Source organism: Pseudomonas sp. 13B_2.1_Bac1 (genome assembly GCF_025466155.1).
Lineage (GTDB): Bacteria > Pseudomonadota > Gammaproteobacteria > Pseudomonadales > Pseudomonadaceae > Aquipseudomonas > Aquipseudomonas aylmerensis.
In genome coordinates this window covers 1-20907 of the sequence record NZ_JANLOH010000042.1, presented here as the reverse complement: position 1 = coordinate 20907, position 20907 = coordinate 1, and the positions used below count along the sequence as shown (strand labels likewise).

18 protein-coding genes are annotated in these 20907 nt (G+C 61.3%); 6 read left to right on the top strand and 12 right to left on the bottom strand.

Annotated elements, in window-relative coordinates:
* Position 1 precedes the first annotated feature (1 nt).
* Together pgl and zwf are read right to left on the bottom strand one after the other, a co-directional pair.
* Positions 2-715 carry a 6-phosphogluconolactonase gene (gene pgl / locus NTD80_RS09645; protein WP_120449663.1) on the bottom strand — a complete coding sequence of 238 codons (714 nt, stop codon included), beginning with the start codon at positions 713-715 and terminating at the stop codon, positions 2-4.
* Positions 702-2168: a glucose-6-phosphate dehydrogenase gene (zwf, locus tag NTD80_RS09640; protein ID WP_065909010.1), complete on the bottom strand. Its 1467-nt coding sequence runs from the start codon at positions 2166-2168 to the stop codon at positions 702-704. The genes pgl and zwf overlap by 14 nt, the downstream gene beginning before the upstream one ends.
* A 219-nt stretch (positions 2169-2387) precedes the next feature.
* On the opposite strand from zwf, the gene NTD80_RS09635 reads away from it, so the two are divergent.
* Complete coding sequence (locus NTD80_RS09635) at positions 2388-3248, top strand: MurR/RpiR family transcriptional regulator (RefSeq protein WP_169856377.1); 861 nt, start codon at positions 2388-2390, stop codon at positions 3246-3248.
* Between the two features lie 299 nt (positions 3249-3547).
* Here the strand turns inward: NTD80_RS09635 and NTD80_RS09630 are convergent, their stop codons facing one another.
* The 10 genes from NTD80_RS09630 to NTD80_RS09585 all read right to left on the bottom strand — a co-directional run bounded on the left by NTD80_RS09630 (position 3548) and on the right by NTD80_RS09585 (position 14911).
* Positions 3548-4393, bottom strand: a complete 846-nt coding sequence (locus NTD80_RS09630) for a D-hexose-6-phosphate mutarotase (RefSeq protein ID WP_065909008.1) — start codon at positions 4391-4393, stop codon at positions 3548-3550.
* A gap of 151 nt (positions 4394-4544) precedes the next feature.
* A complete protein-coding gene (locus tag NTD80_RS09625; protein ID WP_106802779.1) occupies positions 4545-5891 on the bottom strand; it encodes a carbohydrate porin in 1347 nt (448 codons plus the stop codon).
* 85 nt (positions 5892-5976) lie between these two features.
* Positions 5977-7137 (bottom strand): ABC transporter ATP-binding protein, encoded by a 1161-nt coding sequence (locus NTD80_RS09620; protein ID WP_065908991.1) that lies wholly within the window; start codon positions 7135-7137, stop codon positions 5977-5979.
* Between the two features lie 2 nt (positions 7138-7139).
* Complete coding sequence (locus tag NTD80_RS09615) at positions 7140-7985, bottom strand: carbohydrate ABC transporter permease (RefSeq protein ID WP_065908987.1); 846 nt, start codon at positions 7983-7985, stop codon at positions 7140-7142.
* The gene (locus tag NTD80_RS09610) at positions 7978-8886 is read right to left on the bottom strand and encodes a carbohydrate ABC transporter permease (protein ID WP_017253695.1); all 909 of its coding nucleotides are present in this window, start codon (positions 8884-8886) and stop codon (positions 7978-7980) included. The genes NTD80_RS09615 and NTD80_RS09610 overlap by 8 nt, the downstream gene beginning before the upstream one ends.
* Before the next feature lie 164 nt (positions 8887-9050).
* Complete coding sequence (locus NTD80_RS09605) at positions 9051-10337, bottom strand: ABC transporter substrate-binding protein (protein WP_262133336.1); 1287 nt, start codon at positions 10335-10337, stop codon at positions 9051-9053.
* A 104-nt stretch (positions 10338-10441) separates the two neighbouring features.
* Positions 10442-11701: an AGE family epimerase/isomerase gene (locus NTD80_RS09600; RefSeq protein ID WP_262133335.1), complete on the bottom strand. Its 1260-nt coding sequence runs from the start codon at positions 11699-11701 to the stop codon at positions 10442-10444.
* A gap of 243 nt (positions 11702-11944) precedes the next feature.
* Positions 11945-12790 carry an ATPase gene (locus tag NTD80_RS09595; protein ID WP_065908979.1) on the bottom strand — a complete coding sequence of 282 codons (846 nt, stop codon included), beginning with the start codon at positions 12788-12790 and terminating at the stop codon, positions 11945-11947.
* Positions 12791-12917: 127 nt separating this feature from the next.
* A complete protein-coding gene (locus tag NTD80_RS09590; RefSeq protein ID WP_065908975.1) occupies positions 12918-13916 on the bottom strand; it encodes an NAD-dependent epimerase/dehydratase family protein in 999 nt (332 codons plus the stop codon).
* Between the two features lie 98 nt (positions 13917-14014).
* On the bottom strand, positions 14015-14911 hold the full coding sequence (locus tag NTD80_RS09585; protein ID WP_262133333.1) for a LysR family transcriptional regulator ArgP: 897 nt from the start codon (positions 14909-14911) through the stop codon (positions 14015-14017).
* Between the two features lie 99 nt (positions 14912-15010).
* On the opposite strand from NTD80_RS09585, the gene NTD80_RS09580 reads away from it, so the two are divergent.
* The 5 genes from NTD80_RS09580 (at position 15011) to NTD80_RS09560 (ending at position 20898) form a co-directional block, all read left to right on the top strand.
* On the top strand, positions 15011-15412 hold the full coding sequence (locus tag NTD80_RS09580; protein ID WP_262133332.1) for an ACT domain-containing protein: 402 nt from the start codon (positions 15011-15013) through the stop codon (positions 15410-15412).
* A gap of 5 nt (positions 15413-15417) precedes the next feature.
* Complete coding sequence (locus tag NTD80_RS09575; RefSeq protein ID WP_262133331.1) at positions 15418-16017, top strand: LysE/ArgO family amino acid transporter; 600 nt, start codon at positions 15418-15420, stop codon at positions 16015-16017.
* A 178-nt stretch (positions 16018-16195) separates the two neighbouring features.
* Complete coding sequence (locus NTD80_RS09570) at positions 16196-16792, top strand: superoxide dismutase (RefSeq protein ID WP_003175739.1); 597 nt, start codon at positions 16196-16198, stop codon at positions 16790-16792.
* A 581-nt stretch (positions 16793-17373) separates the two neighbouring features.
* Positions 17374-19425 (top strand): putative bifunctional diguanylate cyclase/phosphodiesterase, encoded by a 2052-nt coding sequence (locus NTD80_RS09565; protein WP_262133330.1) that lies wholly within the window; start codon positions 17374-17376, stop codon positions 19423-19425.
* Positions 19426-19554: 129 nt separating this feature from the next.
* Positions 19555-20898 carry an imelysin family protein gene (locus NTD80_RS09560; RefSeq protein ID WP_201145779.1) on the top strand — a complete coding sequence of 448 codons (1344 nt, stop codon included), beginning with the start codon at positions 19555-19557 and terminating at the stop codon, positions 20896-20898.
* The last annotated feature ends 9 nt before the right edge of the window (positions 20899-20907 follow it).

Here is a 20907-nt window from a genome sequence, read left to right as displayed (position 1 = left end):
CTCATGGGCACCAGTAAATCTCTAATGTAGGTTGCAAAAACGCGCGAATCGGCATGGCAGCAACGTCGTCACTGGCCAGCGCGGCGCTCAAGGTGGTCAATTTCGAACTGCCGGAAATCGACAGTACGGTGTAGTGGGCCGTGGCCAGCAACGCGCGACTCATGGTCAGGCGCTGGTGTGGCACGGTCGGCGCGAGCATCGGCCAGCAACGGCGGGTACCGTTGGCCTGCAGGGCCTCGCTGAGGTTCGGGCTGTTGGGAAACAGCGATGCGGTGTGGCCGTCATCGCCCATGCCCAGTACCAGCACATCAATCGCTGGCAATTCGGCCAGCAGGCGATCGGCCTGCTCGGCAGCGTCTTCGAGGTTGGCGGCGGCGCTGTATAGGCTGAGGAACCTGGCCTTGGCCGCCGGGCCTTGCAGCAGGTGCTGCTTCAACAGGCCGGCATTGCTGTCGGCGTGCTCCACCGGCACCCAGCGCTCATCGGCGAGGGTGATGGTGACCTTGGACCAGTCCAGTCCCTGCTTGGCCAGGTGCTGGAAAAACGCCACGGGGCTGCGGCCACCGGAGACCACCAGGGTCGCCGCGCCACGCGCACTGATGGCCGCGCGCAGTTGCTCGGCCACGTCCAGCGCCAGGCCCTCGGCCAGCAGCACCGGGGTGCGGAACTCATGGGGTGTCACGCCCTGAGGCAGTTTCAATTCAGATATCGCCATACCACGACCTCCCGTCCCGCGTGATCAGTGCAATCGAGCTCATCGGCCCCCAGGACCCGGCCGCGTACGGCTTGGGCGCATCGCCGGATTTTTTCCACCCGGCGATCAACTGGTCACACCACTTCCACGCGGCTTCGATTTCATCTTTGCGAACAAACAAGTTCTGATTGCCGCGCATCACTTCCAGCAACAACCGCTCGTAGGCATCCGGGATCCGGGCGCTGCGATAGGTGTCGGAAAAATTCAGTTGCAGCGGGCCGCTGCGCAGTTGCATGCCCTTGTCCAGGCCCTGCTCCTTGGTCATCACGCGCAAGGAAATACCTTCGTCCGGCTGCAGGCGGATGATCAGTTTGTTGCTGATCTGCAGGCGCTGCTCGGGGGCGAAGATGTAGTGGGACGGTTCCTTGAAGTGGATGACGATCTGCGACAGCTTCTGCGGCATGCGTTTGCCGGTGCGCAGGTAGAACGGCACGCCGGCCCAGCGCCAGTTGCGGATATCGGCACGCAGGGCGACGAAGGTCTCGGTGTCGCTCTGGGTGTTGGAATTCTCTTCTTCCAGGTAACCCGGCACTGCCTTGCCCGCGCTGTAGCCGGCGATGTACTGGCCACGTACCACCTGGGTCGTCAGGCCATCCGGGCTGATCGGCGCCAGGGCCTTGAGCACCTTGACCTTCTCGTCACGGATGCTGTCGGCAGACAGGTCGGCCGGCGGGTCCATGGCGATCAGGCACAGCAGCTGCAGCAAGTGGTTCTGGATCATGTCACGCAGCTGGCCGGCCTTGTCGAAGTAACCCCAACGGCCTTCGATACCGACCTGCTCGGCCACGGTGATTTCCACGTGGGAGATGTAGTTCTGGTTCCACTGGGTTTCGAACAGGCTGTTGGCGAAACGCAGGGCGATCAGGTTCTGGACGGTTTCCTTGCCCAGGTAATGGTCGATGCGATAGGTGCGGTTTTCCGGGAAAAACTGCGCCACGGCATCGTTGACCTTGCGCGAAGACTCCAGGTCCGACCCAATCGGCTTTTCCAGCACCACGCGGGTGTTTTCCGCCAGGCCGACCTTGGACAGGTTCTCGCAGATCGCGCCATACACCGCTGCCGGGGTGGCGAAATAGGCAATCAGGCGCTGCTCGGTGCCGGCGATTTCAGCCAGGGCCACGTAGTCGTCGGCCTTCATGAAGTCGACGTGGACATAGGTCAGGCGGGCCAGGAAACGCTGGGCGATGCTCTCGTCCAGTTCCTTGCCGACATATTTACGCAATTCTTTTTCGATGTGGGCCAGGTGCTGCTGCTCGGAACCGGCTTCACGGGCCAGGGCCAGGATGCGCGTATCGTCGTGCAGGAGCGCCGCGCCATCGAGTTGATAGAGGGCAGGAAATAACTTGCGGAGCGCCAGATCACCCAAGGCGCCAAACAGGGCAAAGGTGCAGGGTTCTACGGTTATCGAAGGCATGATGTTTGTTCTTTTATCAAGTTAAGCTACAAATACCTTTTTTCAAGGCATCACTCAAGGAAAAATGTAGTAATAACCACAACATTTTCCCGAAATACGCATTCCGAGTGGTGGTGTTCAGCTACCCTCAGTAGGATAGGCCACCGCAAAGGGCCACTCGTCGATTGGTTGCCACCCTTTATTTGCATCGTCGCCCGAAGGAAAGACTGAATGGACCGCGTGCGAAATCTTCTGGAACAGATCCGGAACCGCCTCGAAGAATTGAACAAGGCCGAGCGTAAAGTCGCTGAAGTCATCCTGCTCAACCCGCAGCAGGCCACCCGCTTCTCGATCGCCGCCCTCGCCCAGGCCGCCTCGGTCAGTGAACCGACGGTCAACCGCTTCTGCCGTTCATTCGGCGTCAGTGGTTACCCTGAACTTAAATTGCAACTGGCGCAAAGCCTGGCCAGCGGCGCGGCCTACGTCAGCCGCGCCGTGGAGGCCGATGATAACCCTGAGGCCTACACCCAGAAGATCTTTGGCAGTGCCATTGCGTCCCTGGACAGCGCCTGCCAGGCGCTGGACCCGGCCCTGATCAGCAAGGCCGTGGATTTGTTGATCCAGGCGCGGCAGATCCACTTCTTCGGCCTGGGCGCTTCGGCGCCGGTGGCCATGGATGCGCTGCACAAGTTTTTCCGCTTCAACCTGGCCGTTACCGCCCATGCCGATGTGCTGATGCAACGCATGATCGCCTCGGTGGCGCACACAGGCGAGCTGTTCGTGATCATTTCCTACACCGGGCGCACCCGCGAGCTGGTGGAAGTGGCGCGTATCGCCCGCGAAAACGGTGCTTCGGTGCTGGGCGTGACGGCCGAGAACTCGCCCCTGGCCAAGGCCAGTACGGTGAGCCTGAACATTCCCCTGCCGGAAGACACCGACATCTACATGCCGATGACGTCGCGCATCATTCAGTTGACCGTGCTGGATGTGCTGGCTACCGGCATGACCTTGCGTCGCGGGGTGGATTTCCAACCGCACCTGCGCAAGATCAAAGAGAGCTTGAATGACAGCCGGTATCCGGTTGGGGATGAGTTCAACTAAGGCCTGCGCCAGCGGGCTTGATGTGGCATGTGGGACTGCTGTGGCATGTGGGCTCCTTGTGGCATATGGGCACCTTGTGGCGAGCGGGCTTGCCCCGCGTTGGGCTGCGCAGCAGCCCCAGCAAGACCACTGCGATCCTTCAGGTAGAACAGGTTCTCAGGTTTTAGGGCCGCTTCGCGCCCCAACGCGGGGCAAGCCCGCTCACCACAACAAGCGCGCTCACCACAACAAGCGCGCTCACCACAACCAGCCTGTTCACCACAATTAGCCAGCTCACCACAAACACACCCGCACTCACTTCAGGCCCCAGCCCTGGCCTGCAGGCTCAAATGCGCCCGCTCCCCCGGCGCCAGGCTGGCGCCGGCCATCGCCGACTCCACACATACAAACCCCGCCGCCTCGTTGAAGCTCACACCCAGCAGCGGCCGGCTGCCTGGGTGCCACACCACGGTGTCGGCGCTGTCGCCGGTGTCGATGCACAGTTCGCGCTGCCAGGCATGGTCCTTGAGGTGCAATTCGCCCTCGTGCTGGAACACCCGTTGGCATCCGCCCTCCACCCGCAACTCGCCTTCCTGCTGGCACACCTGGCGATTGAGTTGGTCGTAACCGTGCGCGCCGTCGAGCCCAGACAGCGCTATCTCGTCGACGTGACCAATACGCCAGTAAGCATGCAAAGCGTGGCTCAGCTGGCACGGCAGTTCGTCCTGATGCTCGGTGCTCAGGCGCAGTTCCAGGGTGTCGCCCAGGTGCGCGTGCAGGTCAACCTGCCAGTCGCACAACTGCAATTGCCAATGCAGGCGCACGCCGTCGTCGTCGGTGCTGCTGTCGAGCAGTTTCCAGTCGATCAACCGCGCCCAGCCATGGGACGGCCACGCGTTCTCACTGGGATGCCGGCCATACCAGGGCCAGCACACCGGCACACCGCCACGGATGGCACCGACTTGCGGCCACTTGGCCGCGCACCACAGCCAGGGCTTCTGGCCGCGCGGCTGAAAATGCAACAGCTGCGCGCCCTGGCGACTGAACACCGCCTGGCACAGCGGATGGTCGATCACCAACACGTCGCGCATCTGAAAGCGCTCCCAGGCGAACACCGGACGTTCGCGCAGGGATTTGAAAAAACGTTGCAGCGGATGCTCATGCATGTGCCACGGTCCTGAAAATCATGTCTGAAATGCGCCCTTGCCTGTGGGCGCTGGCTTGCCGGCGCCTACAGGTGCCATCTCCCAAAAAAAAGCGGATAGCCATGGCTACCCGCAAAATGCGCACAGAGAGAAGGAGCTTATCGCAACAGCGTTAGAACGTAGACTGGATTTTCAGGCCCGCCACCAACGCGTTGTCGACTTTGTCCACGCCACCCGGGTGGGCAACGTATTGCAGGTTGGGACGCACGGTCAGCCAGTTGGTCACGTGGAAGCCGTAGTTGATTTCGTAGTTGTACTCGGTGGTCCGCAGTGGCGAGTAACCGGCCTGGCTGTAGTCGGTGAAACCACCGTCTTCGTTCAGCAGCTCGGCGTTTTTCTTCACGTCATTGTTGACGTGCAGACGCGCAGCGCCAATGCCGACGTCATCTTTTGGACGCGCGTCGAATGGGCCCTTGTACACCAGCATGATCGACTGGTAGTTATCGACCAGGTTGGTTTCCTTGTCGTGGAAGGTCGCGTTGGCCGCGATGTTCAGGCCACGGGAGGCGTCGCCGTTATGGGTGGTGAGTTGCTGTTGCGCAACGAACCAGTAGCCTTTCTTGCTGCTGCGGGTACGGTACGGCTGGCCAGTGGTTGCAGCGTCGTTGCCATTGATGTCTTCACGGACATCCGGTGCATCGGCGGCGCTTTTGTAGTAACCCACACGGTATTCGCCCGGCAGGTTGTTGACCTTCGGCGACCAGACCAATTCCACCGGAATCACGGTGCCCTTGGTGCCGCTGCCGCTGAGTTTGAAGCCGTTGCCGTGGTCCAGCTGCGATGGGTTCTGGTTGTAGGCACCGATTTGCGCATACAGCTCAGGCGTGATGTTGTACTTCACGCGGATCGCGGCCTGGCTGACGGGCCAGTTGTACCAGGTGTTCACATAGTTACCGACCTGGGAGCCACAGAACGACAGGTTCTGGAAGTCGCATGGGAAGGTGTTGAAGTCTTCGCCTTCACCGAAGTAACCGAGCTTCACATCCAGCTTGTTGTCGAACATCTGGTGCTGGATCCAGAACTGGGTCAGACGCACCATGTGGCCACGGCCATACACTTCTTGAGACGAACTCAAGGTGCCGGCACGCGGATCGCCAATGCGGTCATTGGAGATGTTGTAGCCATTACGATTGGTCAGTTGGATCTTGGCCTGGGTGTTATCCCAGCCCCACAGCTTTTGCAGATCCAGTGCTACGCCCAGACCGAACTGGTCAGCGTAACGGGCAGTTTTGTCGTTGTTGTAGCCACCGTGCAGGTTGCCACCGACTTCCCCTACGTAATCCGCCTTGATGTCGATACCTTGCTCGATCAGCTTGGTACGCTCACCGCCCCAATCACCGGTCATCCACTTGGAATCGGCGCTGAATGCATCGGCCGCCATCGCATTGGCGGACAATACAAGGGCTGCTGCTGCTGAAAGTTGGCAGATCAGCCGAGTGTTGTTGTGTTGCTTTTTCATCCCTACATCCTCGTCTTTATTGTTATTAAACTGTTTTTATCTAACGCGGTTTACTTTTTTTAACAAAAACAACAACTTATATTTTTCACCGACCCTTGAACTGGGCCACGTTGTCGGCATGCCCCTGTGCTGGCAACGCAGCAGCAGTGCCCAGGCGCTCGCCCGTCTTGGCATCGAACAGCAATACCTTGGCCGGATCGAATTGCAGGGTCAGGGTCTCGCCCACCTGCGGCGCCACGTCGGGCGCCAGGCGGCAGCAGACCTTGGTGTCATTGAGCTGCACGAACACCAGGGTGTCCGGGCCGGTCGGCTCGGTCACCTGGACTTCGGCACGAATGCTCGAGGCAGCGTCGCCCTCGCCCGCCGCCAACATGATCTGCTCCGGACGCAAGCCCAGGATCACGTCGCGGTCTTCAAGGCCGGCATCCGTCACGTTGAGTGCCAGCTCGCAACGGGCCTGGCCGCTGTCGAGCAGGGCTACCAGGCGACCGTCCTTGCGTTGCAGGCGCAGGGGCACGAAGTTCATCGGCGGTGAACCGATGAAGCTCGCCACGAACTGGTTGGCCGGGTTGTTGTAGATCTCTTTCGGCGTGCCGAACTGCTGGATGATGCCGTCCTTCATCACCGCGACCTTGTCGCCCAGGGTCATTGCTTCGATCTGGTCGTGGGTCACGTAGACCGTGGTGGTCTTGAGGCGCTGGTGCATCAGTTTCATTTCGGTGCGCATCTCGACGCGCAGCTTGGCGTCGAGGTTGGACAGCGGTTCGTCGAAGAGGTAGATCTTCGGCCGACGCGCCAGGGCACGGCCCATCGCCACGCGCTGTTGCTGGCCGCCGGACAGTTGGCCCGGCTTGCGGTTGAGCAAGTGTTCGATCTGCAGCAGCTTGGCCACGCGCGCCACTTCAGCGTCGATATCCGCCTGGGGCATCTTGCGGATTTTCAGGCCGAACTCGATGTTCTCGCGCACGCTCATGGTCGGGTACAGCGCGTAGGACTGGAACACCATGGCGATGTCGCGATCCTTGGGGCTCATGCCACTCACGTCCTGGTCGCCGATCATGATCGCGCCGCCGGTGATGGTCTCAAGGCCGGCGATGCAGTTCATCAGCGTGGATTTGCCGCAACCCGAAGGGCCGACCAGGATCAGGAATTCGCCTTCCTTGATCGACAGTTCGATGTTCTTCAAGGTGTCGGGCAGGCCGGCGCCATAGGTCTTGTTTACATTGCGAAGTTCAAGCGTAGCCATGATTACCCCTTGACCGCGCCGGCCGTGAGGCCGCGCACGAAATACTTGCCTGCGATCACATAGACCAGCAGGGTCGGCAGCCCGGCGATCATCGCCGCCGCCATATCCACGTTATATTCCTTGGCCCCGGTGCTGGTGTTGACCAGGTTGTTCAGCGCCACCGTGATGGGCTGGGAGTCGCCGCTGGAGAACACCACACCGAACAGGAAGTCGTTCCAGATCTGGGTGAACTGCCAGATCAGGCAGACCATGATGATCGGGGTCGACATCGGCAGAATGATCTGACGGAAGATGGTGAAGAATCCTGCACCATCCAGGCGTGCGGCCTTGATCAGCGCATCCGGAATGCTCACGTAGTAGTTACGGAAGAACAGTGTAGTAAACGCCAATCCGTAGACCACGTGGACAAACACCAGGCCGGTGGTGGTGCTGGCCAGGCCCATCTTGCCGAGGGTGAAGGACGCCGGCAGCAGCACGGTCTGGAACGGCAGGAAGCAGCCGAACAACAGCAGGCCGAAGAACAGCTGCGAACCCTTGAAGCGCCAGAAGGACAGCACGTAGCCGTTCAACGCCCCGATGGCGGTGGAGATCAGCACGGCAGGCACGGTGATCTTGATCGAGTTCCAGAAGTAACCGTCCACCGTGGCCCAGGCCTTGACCCAGCCGATGCCGGTGACCACGGTCGGCCAGCTCAGGAGGTTGCCGGTGCTGATGTCTTCCGGAGTCTTGAAGCTGGTCAGCAGCATCACCACCAGCGGTACCAGGTACAGCAGCACGGCGAAGATCAGCACCGCGTAGATCGCGATGCGGCTCAGGCTGATGGCAGGTTTGGAAGCGAGACTAGTCATTACGCTTGGTCCTCAGCTCGGAGTAGAGGTAAGGCACGATGATCGCGAGGATCGCACCGAGCATCAGGATTGCACTGGCCGAGCCCATGCCCATCTGGCCGCGGCTGAAGGTGAACGAGTACATGAACATCGCCGGCAGGTCGGACGAGTAGCCCGGGCCGCCGGCCGTCATGGCCGCCACCAGGTCGAAGCTCTTGATCGCAATGTGCGCCAGGATCATCACCGCACTGAAGAACACCGGACGCAGGCTGGGCAGCACCACGCTCCAGTAGATGCGCGGCAGGCTCGCACCGTCGATCTGCGCGGCACGGATGATCGATTGATCAACGCCGCGCAGGCCGGCGAGGAACATCGCCATGATGAAACCGGAGGCTTGCCACACGGCCGCGATGACCAGGCAATAGACCACGCGGTCCGGGTCGATCAGCCAGTCCAGGCGGAAGCCTTCCCAGCCCCAGTCACGCAGGAGTTTGTCCAGGCCCATGCCCGGGTTGAGCAGCCATTTCCAGGCGGTACCGGTGACGATCATCGAGAGCGCCATCGGGTACAGGTAGATGGTGCGGATAAAGCCTTCGCGACGGATCTTCTGGTCGAGGAAAATCGCCAGGGTCACGCCGATCACCAGGGTGATGCCGATAAACATCCCGCCGAAAACAGCCAGGTTCTTGCTCGCTACCCACCAGCGGTCGTTGTCGAACAACCTCGCGTATTGCGCAAGGCCCGCCCATTTGTAGCTCGGCAGGAACGTGGAATTGGTGAACGAGAGTACAAACGTCCACAGGATGTAGCCGTAGAAGCCCACCAGCACGATGAACATGCTGGGCGCCAGCACCAGTTTGGGTAGCCAGCGCTGCAGTGCATCGAACGGCGAGGCTTTGCTGAACACAGCAACAGAACTCATGGGGAAATCCAATACAGGGAAAAAGGACTACAGGGTGAGTCTCTTGTCGAGCGCGGTTTGTGTGGGAGCTGGCTTGCCTGCGATAGCATCGCCTCGGTGTAATCGATACACCGAGTTGCCTGCATCGCGGGCAAGCCCGACTCCCACAAAACCGCTCCCAGGCCTTACTTGGCTGACTTGATCGCAGCACCCAACTTCTTGGCGGTGTCGGCCGGGTCGGCTTTCGGGTCGTTGATGTAGTTGGTCACGACATCAAAGAACGCGCCTTGCACGGCCAGGGTAGTGGCCATGTTGTGCGCCATGCTTGGCTGCAGGCCGCCGGTCTTGGCGTCTGCCAGGAAGTCCTTGGCAGCGGTCTGGGCGCAGGAGTCGAAGCCGAGCTTGTCCATTTCATTGAGCATGTCGGTACGAACAGGGATCGAGCCCTTGTTGATGCTGAAGACTTTCTGGAAGTTTTCACCCAGCACGACTTTGGCGATGTCCTGCTGGCCGGCAGCAGTGCCTTTGTCTTTCTGCTTGAACACCGCCAGGGAGTCGATGTTGTAGGTGAAGGCCTTGTCGGTGCCTGGGAAGGCTACGCACTCATAGTCCTTGCCGGCGACTTTCTTGGCCGCGGTCCATTCGGACTTGGCCCAGTCACCCATGATCTGCATGCCGGCCTTGCCGTTGATGACCTTGCCCGCCTCCAGGTTCCAGTCCTGGCCTTTGCCGTCGACGTCCATGTAGGTCGCGACTTTCTTCAGCTCGGTCAGGGCCTTGACCATTTCCGGGCCGGTCAGGGCGCCATTGTCGAGGTCAACCAGGGCTTTCTTGTAGCCATCGGCGCCCATCACCGACAGGACCACCGCTTCGAACACGGTGCTGTCCTGCCACGGTTGGCCACCGTGGGCGAGCGGAATGAAGCCGGCTTTCTTCAGCTTGTCGCCGGCGGCATAGAATTCTTCGAGGGTGGTCGGGTTTTTGGTGATACCGGCTTTCTTGAAGACTTCCGGGTTGATCCACAGCCAGTTCACGCGGTGGATGTTGACCGGGACGGCGACGTAGTCACCTTCGTACTTCACGGTATCCGAGACTTTCTTGTCGAGCAGCGAGTCCCACTTCTCTTCTTTGGCGACGTCTTTGAGCACGTCGGTGTCGAGCAGACCGGTTGAGGCCCATTCCTGGATGTCCGGACCTTTGATCTGGGCGACGCCTGGCGGATTGCCGGCTACCGCGCGGCTTTTCAGCACGGTCATGGCCGTGGCGCCACCGCCACCTGCAACGGCACCGTCTTTCCAGGTGAAACCGTCTTTCTCGACTTGGGCCTTCAGGACATCTACAGCCGCTTTCTCACCGCCCGAGGTCCACCAATGCACAACTTCAACCGTCCCTTTCGAGTCGGCGGCAAAAACACTGAGGGGAAACAACGAGGCAACGGAAATAGCTACGGCGAGGCGATTAATCGCGTTCATCTGAGTACCTTTTCTTGTTGTTATGCATGCAAGTCTAGAGCTTGCGCTGCACGGAGTTTAAACATGGATGTTTTAAACGCAGGTAACAAAGGGATGGACAAATGTCACCACTTGGTGACATAGCGCCCAGCCCCGATGGCACTGGCCATGCTTGGCGCCAACGGCAGCGCAGGCAGCAATACCGCTTGCCAGGCATGGTACAGGTCCGGCTTGCCACCCCAGATCGTGCTGCTGGGTTGGTTATGCGGGTTGAGTTCGTGGTGCCAACTGCCGTGGACACGGTCGATGAAGTGGGTTTCGCAAAATTCCCAGAAACGTCGGTACCAGATTTCGTAATGCAGTTCGCCCGTGCGCTTGAGCAAGGCCTGGGCGGCCGCGCTGGCTTCGGCGTGGGTCCAGTGCAGGCGTTCGCGCACCACCGGGCGCAGGTTCCAGTCCAGGGTGTAGACGATGCCCGGCGCGCCATCCACGGCCCAGGCATATTCGCAGGCGCTGGCGAACAGCCCCCTGGCATCGCTCACCAGCCAGTCCGGCGTGGCCAGCCCGGCCAACAGGCGTGCAGCTTCCAGGTGCAGCACCAGCCGCGCCCATTCAAAACCATGGCCGGGAGTGATGCCGTAGGGGCGGAAGCCATCGGCAGGGTTGTCTTCGTTGTAGCCGAGCAACGGTTGCCAATGCGCATCGAAATGCTCGATGACCATGAACTGGTTGCCGGCGGCGTGGGTGTGGATTACCCGCTCGACGATACGCAGGGCGCGGTCAAGCCAGCGGGTGTCGCCGGTGACATCGGCCAGGGCGAGAAAGGCCTCGGTGGCGTGCATGTTGCTGTTGGCGCCGCGGTAGGCTTCGACACCGCTCCAGTCCTGGGCGAAGGACTCGAGCATCACGCCCTCTTCTTCGCTCCAGAAAAACTGCTCGATGATGTGGATCGCGTCGTTCAACAAGGTCTGTGCACCGGGAGCACCGGCCACCACCGCCGAGCTGGCGGCCAGGGCGACAAACGCATGCAGGTAGGCGGCCTTGCCACGGTTGCCATCGAGGGCGCCGGGTGCTGCGAACCAGCCACCGTGCTCGCTGTCGCGCAGCGGGCCGCTCAGGGCCGCGACACCGTGCTCGACGAGTTCGGCATAGCCCGGCAGGCCCTGGGCATGGGCCATGGCGAAGCTGTGGGTCATGCGCGCGGTATTCATGGTTTCGGCGTGGGCGTTGGCCGGCAGTTGGCCGTTGTCGTCCAGGTTGCCAAAACCCTCGGGCAGGCGAGAGGCCTTGGCGAATGTCAGCAGGCGCTGGCCTTCGGCGGCAAGCCAGGCGTGATGGGCAGGTGCATTCAGCCAACTGCTGGCAGGCAGTGGTTGCGTGGTCATGGGTGGCCCTTATTGTTTTATGTGGGATGACCGGAGTCTAAACAAGGGTGAAGGACGGGCAAGTAACGAAGGGGAAGGGAAATGTCACCAAGTGGTGACATTCACGGAGGTAGCCATCAGCCCATGCATGGACGGTGGGAACCGGGTTGCCTGCAGGGTGGCGGGTCCCTGATGCACCGCCATCGCTGGCAAACCAGCTCCTACAGTTTTAACCGCTTCACAACCGACCAGCCCTGGTGGTGTTTACTGGCCCAGCGGTGTGGCAGTCGCTGGCGCGTTGAGGCGCTGGTTCAGGTTCTGCACCTGGCTCTGCAGGGTGGTGATGTTACGCGTGGTCTGGATGCGGAACACGTCGAACTCTTTATTGGTCGGCGCATCGCTGTTGGCGGGCTGATTGTCCTGGGCACTCTTGAGCACTACCAGGTCCTGCTCGATACGCGCGATGGCGGCGCTCGGGTTGCCCTGCTTTTTCAGCGCCGCGACGTCGGCAGCGAGCTCCTTGATTTCGGCATCACGCTTGCCGGCATCGCCCTGCGCCGCCTTGAGCGTCGCCACGGCGTCGGTCAGCGCTTGCACCTGGCCTTGCAGCCGGGTGTTGGCGTTGGACAGGTCGGTGGTGCTCGCGGTCATCTGTGCCAGGCGCTTGTCCAGCTCGGTGGCCTGGCCGGCCACGCCCACTTGCTGCTTGCCCTGCTCCAGCAACTGGGTTTCCAGCTGCTTGATCTGCAATTTGAGCGCTTCGCTGCCGTTGTTCACGCTGGCCTCGCTGGCCACGACCTTGCCGGAAATATCCTGCAGCCGCCCTGCCGCTTCTTCGCTGATGCGCGCAAAGCTTTCCTGGGTGGCGACCAATTGCTGGCCCATCAATGAGATCTGCTGGAAGCTCCACCACGCCAGGCCGGCGAAGGCGATCAGCAGGGCGCCGATCAATGCCCACAACGGGCCGGTGCTGGCGCTCTTGACCTTGACCACGGGCGTGTTGCGCGAACGCACCGAGGTGGCGGGAGTCGGTTCGAAATCATCGTCATCCCCGTGATCGGCCCGCAGGCTGGGAACGTTGTCGAAGTCGTCGTTGGCATCGTTGCGCATGAATCAACCCTGAATCGGTGAGGTGGCTAGCGGGGGAGCCGAGCGTGGGGAGTATAAACCGCAGGCCCGCCGCACTGATCGACCCGGAACCACGAATTCGGTTCCCGATGTGTTGCTGGTTGTGAGCTTACTTCAACCCCGGTTCCTGGGCCTTCCACCAACTGCAGAACTCGTCGAGGGCAGTCCACAGGCTGACCTTGGGCTCGTAGTCCAGATAATGCCTGGCGCGGCTGATGTCGAGGGTGAAATCTTTGTTCATGACCTGCATGCCCAGGCGCGACAACGCCGGTTCCGGTCGACCCGGCCACATCGCGCAGAAGGCTTCATTGAGCGCGGCGACGCTGTAGGACAGGCCGTAGGAGCGATAACGCGTCACTTGGGGCAACTGCATTTGGCGCATGACGTAATTCACCACATCCCACACCGGCACCGGGGTGCCGTTGCTGATGTTGTAGGCCCTGCCCAACGCTGAACCGGGCGCGAGCAAACTGCCGAGCAGCGCTTCGTTGAGGTTGTGCACGCTGGTGAAATCGACCTTGTTGAGGCCGTCGCCGACGATGGCCAGGCGGTTCTTGCGCTGCATTTTCAGCAGGCGCGGGAAAATGCTCATGTCGCCGGCGCCGGTTACAAAACGCGGGCGCAGCGCGATGACTTCGAGGCCGAACTCCTGGGCACCGAAGACTTTTTGCTCCGCCAGGTATTTGGTCGCGGCATACGGATGCTTGAAGCGCTTGGGCACTTGCTCTTCGGTCAGCCCGAGATGGTCGCGCCCATCGAAGTAGATCGACGGCGAGGACAGGTGCACCAGGCGCCCGACCTGTTGCTTGAGGCACGCCTCGACCACGTTTTCCGTGACCAGCACATTGCCCTGGTGAAAATCCTGATATTTGCCCCACAGCCCGACGGCGCCGGCGCAATGCACCACAGCTTCGACATCGCGGCACAGGTCGCGTACCAGGTCGGCATCATTCAAATCACCCTGGATAAACTCGGCGCCGCGCCTGACCAGGTGTTCCACACCCTCGGCGCGTCGCCCGTTGACCCGCACGTCCAGGCCCTGCTCCAGGGCGAAACGCGCAAAGCGCCCGCCGATGAAGCCGCTTGCGCCGGTGACCAGAACTTTCATGGAGCCTCCTACGGATGCAACTGCAAGCTTCAAGCTATCAGTTGCAAATTAAATACGATCTGCAAGCTTTTCTCTTGCAGCTTGCAACTTGACGCCAGCTACTGCTGATAGGGCACCAACCATTGCCCACATGCCTGGGCCAGATGGTCGGTCAGCAGGCCCAACAGCTGCCCGCCACTGCGCCAATGATGCCAGTACAACGGCACATCAATGGGCTTATCTGGCAATAACTCCAGCAGCACGCCCCGTTCCAACTGGTCGCGCACCTGCAATTCCGGCACCAGGCCCCAGCCAAGCCCGGCTTCAGTGAGGCGGATAAAGCCTTCGGACGAGGGGCATAAGTGGTGTTCGAAACCGCCGTCCACACCGAGGGACGCCAGGTAGCGATGCTGCAAAAAATCATCCGGGCCAAACACCAGCGCGGGCGTGCGCGCCAACTGGTCGGCGCGCACGCCCATAGGAAAATGCCGCGCAATAAATGCCGGGCTGGCCAACGCCCGATAGCGCATGGCACCGAGCAACAGGCTGCGCGCACCGGCCACCGGGCGCTCGCTGGCGCAGATGCAGGCGGCCACTTCGCCGGCCCGCATGCGCTTGAGGCCGACGGTCTGGTCTTCCACCACCAGGTCCAGCAACAAGTGCTGCTCGGCACAAAACCCGCTGACCGCCTCGGCCCACCAGGTGGCCAGGCTGTCGGCATTCAGCGCGATGCGCAGACGTTCGGGCATGCCCTCCTCGTCCAGTGCCGGCACCTGGCTCTGCAGATCGCGCTCCAGCAGCCGCACCTGCTGCACATGGTTGAGCAACCGCCGCCCGACATCCGTGGGCGTCGGCGGCGTGGCCCGTACCAGCACCGGCTGACCGATGCGTGCCTCAAGCAATTTGATCCGCTGGGAAATCGCCGACTGCGACAGCCCCAGCACTTGTGCGCCGCGCTCGAAGCCGGCCTGTTCCACCACCGCCGCCAGGGCGGAGAGCAATTTATAGTCGAACATCAGTTTCTCTAATGAGCGATCAGCAATATTGGTTTTTCTTATACAGCCTGCACCATGAGAATAGCCAGCATCGCTTCCCTCTTTATAAGGAAACCTCCCATGGCCGGCGAAACCGCCCTGGCAACACTGTTGCGCAGCATGAGCCCGCACCTGAACGAGGGTGACTACGTGTTCTGCACTTTGCCCGATCACCGCATCCCGGCGGGTTGCGAGGTGATTGGCAGCTTCCGCGAGCAGGAAGGCCTGACGCTGATCCTGGAACGCCAGCAGGCCGAGACGGCTGGAATGGCCTTCGACTATGTGGCGGCGTGGATCACCTTGAATGTGCACTCGGCGCTCGAAGCCGTGGGCCTCACCGCCGCGTTTGCCAGCGCCCTGGGCAAGGCCGGGATCAGTTGCAACGTGATCGCCGGCTACTACCACGATCACCTGTTTGTCGGCCGCGCGGATGCCGAGCGCGCCATGAATGTACTGCGCCAGTTGGCGACGGACGCGGAGTAAAGCGTATGTGGCAAAGCTATCTGAATGGCCTGTTGGTGGCGCTCGGCCTGATCATGGCGATCGGAACGCAGAACGCCTTTGTCCTCGCGCAAAGCCTGCGCCGTGAACATCACCTGCCCGTGGCAGCGCTCTGCATCGTCTGCGATGCCATCCTGGTTGCGGCCGGTGTCTTCGGCCTGGCCACGGTGCTCGCGCAAAACCCGCTGCTGCTGGCCATCGCCCGCTGGGGCGGCGCGGCATTCCTGTTGTGGTACGGCACGTTGGCGCTGCGTCGGGCGTTTTCCAGGCAAAGCCTGGAGCAAGGCAATCACGTCAAGATGCGCTCGTTACGCGCGGTATTGCTCAGCGCCCTGGCCGTGACATTGCTCAACCCCCATGTGTACCTGGACACGGTGCTGCTGATCGGCTCATTGGGCGCCCAACAAACCGAACCGGGCGCCTACGTGGCCGGCGCCGCCAGTGCTTCATTCCTGTGGTTCGCCACGCTGGCACTCGGCGCGGCCTGGTTGGCGCCCTGGCTGGCCCGCCCGGCGACGTGGCGCCTGCTGGACCTGTTGGTGGCGGTGATGATGTTCAGCGTGGCCTACCAATTGATCGGCGCTTGAGCAATATTCCAAAACGCTCTGGAACCTCTATCCCACACAGTTGTTGCGTGGTTTTGCCGCACCCCCGGTGCTATGATCCGGACCCTGCGCCGCAAAGAGTACAAACTCCCCGGCGCTTGTTTGGCCGCCCGTGATCGGCCTTGCGCTCACCGCAACTGACCTGATTAGGAGAATCATCATGGCTTTCGAATTGCCGCCGCTGCCCTACGCACACGATGCCCTGCAGCCGCACATCTCCAAGGAAACCTTGGAATACCACCACGACAAGCACCACAACACCTATGTCGTGAACCTGAACAACCTGGTGCCTGGCACCGAGTTCGAAGGCAAGACCCTGGAAGAGATCGTCAAATCCTCTTCGGGCGGCATCTTCAACAACGCCGCTCAGGTCTGGAACCACACCTTCTACTGGAACTGCCTGGCGCCAAACGCCGGTGGCCAACCGACCGGCGCACTGGCTGAAGCCATCAACGCAGCCTTCGGTTCGTTCGACAAGTTCAAGGAAGAGTTCACCAAGACGTCCGTCGGCACCTTCGGTTCCGGTTGGGGCTGGCTGGTGAAAAAGGCTGACGGTTCCCTGGCCCTGGCCAGCACCATCGGCGCCGGCAACCCGCTGACCAACGGCGACACCCCGCTGCTGACCTGCGACGTCTGGGAACACGCCTACTACATCGACTACCGCAACGTGCGTCCGAAGTATGTGGAAGCGTTCTGGAACCTGGTCAACTGGAAGTTCGTGGCTGAGCAGTTCGAAGGCAAGACCTTCACTGCCTAAGCAACCCTTGCAGTAGAAAAAGCCCGGCCCTGTGCCGGGCTTTTTTGTGGCCGTTGGTTCAAGCGCAAGGGCAGGCAAAGCCCCATGGAACTCAACGATACGCAATGACCACCCAGGCCTCAGGAGGAATGTCCCTCTGGATTGATGTTGGAGAGTGTAATCATGGCAATCGCAGGAGCAGGCGCAGCAGCACTGGCGGCCCCACTAATCGCAACCGTAGCCCCGATGGCAATAGACCTGGGTACGAAAGCCATGGGAATGGCAATGAACTCAGCCTCGTCGCTGGCTCAATCCATGACAGACGCCCAAAAAGACAACCCAAACCAGGTACCCGCCGGGTAAAGGCCGCAGCGCTCGCTTCCCTGGGCTTCCAGGGAAGCGAAAAACGCAGCCCCTCCCCGTCCATCGCTCGCCTGATTGAACCGCCTTCCATTTCCCCTCGCACCCGCCAACATCCCCCGCCCCAGGCTCCCCCAACGCCGCAAAGTACCGTCAGCCGCAATGTCCCTTTGACTGCCCTCACGGGATTGCCAATACTCATGGCATATTGAGGCCACCCGCATGGAACAAGGAATGACCCTTTGAAGCTGGAACTCAAGAACAGCTTGTCGGTGAAGTTGCTACGGGTTGTGCTGCTGTCGGCATTGATCGTGGGCGTGGCGCTGAGCGTGGCGCAGATCGTTTTCGATGCCTACAAGACGCGCCAGGCCGTGGCCGGCGATGCCCAGCGCATCCTCGACATGTTTCGCGATCCCTCGACGCAGGCTGTCTACAGCCTGGACCGCGAGATGGGCATGCAGGTCATCGAGGGGCTGTTCCAGGACGACGCGGTGCGCATGGCGTCCATCGGCCACCCCAACGAAACCATGCTGGCCGAAAAGAGCCGCGCACTGCAGCAGGCCCCCAGCCGCTGGCTGACCGACCTGATCCTGGGCCAGGAACGCACCTTCACCACGCCCCTGGTCGGCAAAGGCCCCTACAGCGAGTATTACGGCGACCTCAGTATCACCCTCGACACGGCCACCTATGGCCAGGGGTTTATCGTCAATTCGGTGATCATCTTCATTTCCGGGGTGCTGCGCGCCCTGGCCATGGGCCTGGTGCTGTACCTGGTCTATCACTGGCTGCTGACCAAACCGTTGTCGCGGATTATCGAACATTTGACCTCGATCAACCCCGACCGGCCCAGCGAGCACAAGATCCCGCAGCTCAAGGGCCATGAGCGCAACGAACTGGGGCTGTGGATCAATACCGCCAACCAATTGCTCGAATCCATCGAACGCAATACCCACCTGCGCCATGAAGCGGAAAGCAGCCTGCTGCGCATGGCCCAGTACGACTTCCTCACCGGCCTGCCGAATCGCCAGAAACTGCAGGAGCAACTGGACAAAATCCTGATCGATGCCGGTCGTCGCCAACGCCGCGTGGCGGTGTTATGCGTGGGCCTCGATGACTTCAAAAGCATCAACGAACAGTTCACTTATCAGGCCGGCGACAAATTGCTGCTGGCCCTGGCCGACCGCCTGCGCGCCCACAGCGGCCGACTCGGTGCCCTGGCCCGCCTGGGTGGCGACCAGTTCGCCCTGGTGCAGGCCGATATCGACCAGCCCTACGAAGCCGCGGAGCTGGCGCAAAGTATCCTCGACGACCTGGAGGCGGAATTCGCCCTCGATCACGAGGAAATCCGCCTGCGCGCCACCATCGGTATCACGTTGTTCCCGGAAGATGGCGACAGCACCGAGAAGTTGCTGCAGAAAGCCGAACAGACCATGACCCTGGCCAAGAGCCGTTCGCGCAACCGCTATCAGTTCTACATCGCCAGCGTCGACAGTGAAATGCGCCGCCGCCGCGAGCTGGAGAAAGACCTGCGCGACGCCCTCAGTCGCGACCAGTTTCACCTTGTGTACCAGCCGCAGATCAGCTACCGCGACCACCGCGTGGTCGGCGTGGAAGCACTGATCCGCTGGCAACACCCGGAACACGGCCTGGTGCCGCCCGACCTGTTTATCCCGCTGGCGGAGCAGAACGGCACCATCATCCCGATTGGTGAATGGGTACTGGACCAGGCCTGCCGCCAGTTGCGCGAATGGCACGACCTGGGCTTCACCGGCCTGCGCATGGCGGTCAACCTGTCCACCGTGCAGTTGCACCACGCCGAGCTGCCACGGGTGGTCAACAACCTGATGCAGATCTACCGCCTGCCGCCGCGCAGCCTGGAACTGGAAGTCACCGAGACCGGCCTGATGGAAGACATCAGCACGGCCGCCCAGCACTTGCTGAGCCTGCGCCGTTCCGGGGCGTTGATTGCGATTGATGACTTCGGCACCGGCTATTCATCCCTGAGCTACCTCAAGAGCCTGCCACTGGACAAAATCAAGATCGACAAGAGCTTCGTCCAGGACCTGCTGGACGATGACGACGACGCCACCATCGTGCGGGCCATCATCCAGCTGGGCAAAAGCCTGGGCATGCAAGTGATCGCCGAGGGCGTGGAAACCGCTGAGCAGGAGGCCTACATCATCTCCGAAGGCTGCCATGAAGGTCAGGGCTATCACTACAGCAAACCCTTGCAGGCCCGGGAGTTGGCGGCTTTTTTGAAGCAGTCGGAGCGTAATAGCGAAGTGATTCTCTGAGCGCTCGAATCGATACTAAATATTTCCCTCGTATAACCCTTTACACAAAATGCAAATCTTTCGCATTATGTCGCAGCTTTTTTGCGCTCCCCCGCGCGCCCTATCAACAACCGAAGCAGGATGTTCGCCATGATTCGTATGCCCCTGGCCACCGCCAGTCTGCTGGCCATTGCCATTTCTCTCGCCGGTTGCGGCGAAGGTAAAGACAAGGCCGCAGCGCCCCAGGCGCCGACCCCGGCTGCCAGCACTACCGCTCCAGCGGCTGCCACCCCTGCCGGCCAGGTCGACGAAGCGGCCGCCAAGGCCGTGGTCGCGCATTACGCAGACATGGTGTTCGCGGTCTACAGCGATGCCGAGTCCACTGCGAAAACCCTGCAAACCGCCATCGACGCCTTCCTCGCCAAGCCGAACGCCGACACGCTGAAAGCCGCGCGCGACGCCTGGATCGCCGCCCGCGTGCCGTACCTGCAGAGCGAAGTGTTCCGCTTCGGCAACACCATCATTGATGACTGGGAAGGCCAGGTGAACGCATGGCCGCTGGACGAAGGGCTGATCGACTACGTCGACAAGTCCTACGAACACGCCCTGGGTAACCCGGGTGCGACTGCCAACATCATCGCCAACACCGAGATCCAGGTCGGCGAAGACAAGGTCGACGTGAAGGACATCACTCCGGAAAAACTCGCCAGCCTCAATGAGCTGGGCGGTTCCGAAGCCAACGTCGCCACCGGCTACCACGCCATCGAATTCCTGCTCTGGGGCCAGGACCTGAACGGCACCGGCCCTGGCGCCGGCAACCGTCCTGCCTCGGACTACCTGACAGGTGACGGCGCCACCGGCGGCCACAACGAGCGTCGCCGCGCCTACCTGAGCGCCGTGACCCAACTGCTGGTCAGCGACCTGGAAGAAATGGTCGGCAACTGGAAACCCAACGTCGAAGACAACTACCGCGCCACCCTGGAGGCAGAACCTGCCACCGACGGCCTGCGCAAAATGTTGTTCGGCATGGGCAGCCTGTCCCTGGGCGAGCTGGCCGGTGAACGCATGAAGGTTTCGCTGGAAGCCAATTCGCCGGAAGACGAACACGATTGCTTCAGCGATAACACCCACAACTCGCAGTTCTACGACGCCAAGGGCATCCGCAACGTCTACCTGGGCGAGTACACCCGCGTCGATGGCACCAAGCTGACCGGCGCCAGCCTGTCGTCCCTGGTGGCCAAGGCTGATCCGGCTACCGACACCGCCCTGAAGGCTGACCTGGCGGCGACCGAAGCGAAGATTCAGGTCATGGTTGACCACGCCAACAACGGCGAGCACTACGACCAACTGATCGCCGCTGGCAACGAAGCCGGCAACCAGATCGTGCGTGACGCGATCGCCGCACTGGTCAAGCAGACCGGTTCGATTGAAGCAGCCGCAGGCAAGCTGGGTATCAGCGACCTGAACCCGGATAACGCTGATCACGAGTTCTGATCGGTGCGG

Coding starts and splice junctions, on each gene's coding strand:
- NTD80_RS09600 (WP_262133335.1), bottom strand. CDS start 11,701: ATGACCACGCAACCACTGCCTGCCAGCAGTTGGCTGAATGCACCTGCC.
- NTD80_RS09605 (WP_262133336.1), bottom strand. CDS start 10,337: ATGAACGCGATTAATCGCCTCGCCGTAGCTATTTCCGTTGCCTCGTTG.
- NTD80_RS09560 (WP_201145779.1), top strand. CDS start 19,555: ATGATTCGTATGCCCCTGGCCACCGCCAGTCTGCTGGCCATTGCCATT.
- NTD80_RS09625 (WP_106802779.1), bottom strand. CDS start 5,891: ATGAAAAAGCAACACAACAACACTCGGCTGATCTGCCAACTTTCAGCA.
- NTD80_RS09590 (WP_065908975.1), bottom strand. CDS start 13,916: ATGAAAGTTCTGGTCACCGGCGCAAGCGGCTTCATCGGCGGGCGCTTT.
- NTD80_RS09575 (WP_262133331.1), top strand. CDS start 15,418: ATGTGGCAAAGCTATCTGAATGGCCTGTTGGTGGCGCTCGGCCTGATC.
- NTD80_RS09615 (WP_065908987.1), bottom strand. CDS start 7,985: ATGACTAGTCTCGCTTCCAAACCTGCCATCAGCCTGAGCCGCATCGCG.
- NTD80_RS09595 (WP_065908979.1), bottom strand. CDS start 12,790: ATGCGCAACGATGCCAACGACGACTTCGACAACGTTCCCAGCCTGCGG.
- NTD80_RS09620 (WP_065908991.1), bottom strand. CDS start 7,137: ATGGCTACGCTTGAACTTCGCAATGTAAACAAGACCTATGGCGCCGGC.
- pgl (WP_120449663.1), bottom strand. CDS start 715: ATGGCGATATCTGAATTGAAACTGCCTCAGGGCGTGACACCCCATGAG.
- NTD80_RS09610 (WP_017253695.1), bottom strand. CDS start 8,886: ATGAGTTCTGTTGCTGTGTTCAGCAAAGCCTCGCCGTTCGATGCACTG.
- NTD80_RS09580 (WP_262133332.1), top strand. CDS start 15,011: ATGGCCGGCGAAACCGCCCTGGCAACACTGTTGCGCAGCATGAGCCCG.
- zwf (WP_065909010.1), bottom strand. CDS start 2,168: ATGCCTTCGATAACCGTAGAACCCTGCACCTTTGCCCTGTTTGGCGCC.
- NTD80_RS09585 (WP_262133333.1), bottom strand. CDS start 14,911: ATGTTCGACTATAAATTGCTCTCCGCCCTGGCGGCGGTGGTGGAACAG.
- NTD80_RS09570 (WP_003175739.1), top strand. CDS start 16,196: ATGGCTTTCGAATTGCCGCCGCTGCCCTACGCACACGATGCCCTGCAG.
- NTD80_RS09630 (WP_065909008.1), bottom strand. CDS start 4,393: ATGCATGAGCATCCGCTGCAACGTTTTTTCAAATCCCTGCGCGAACGT.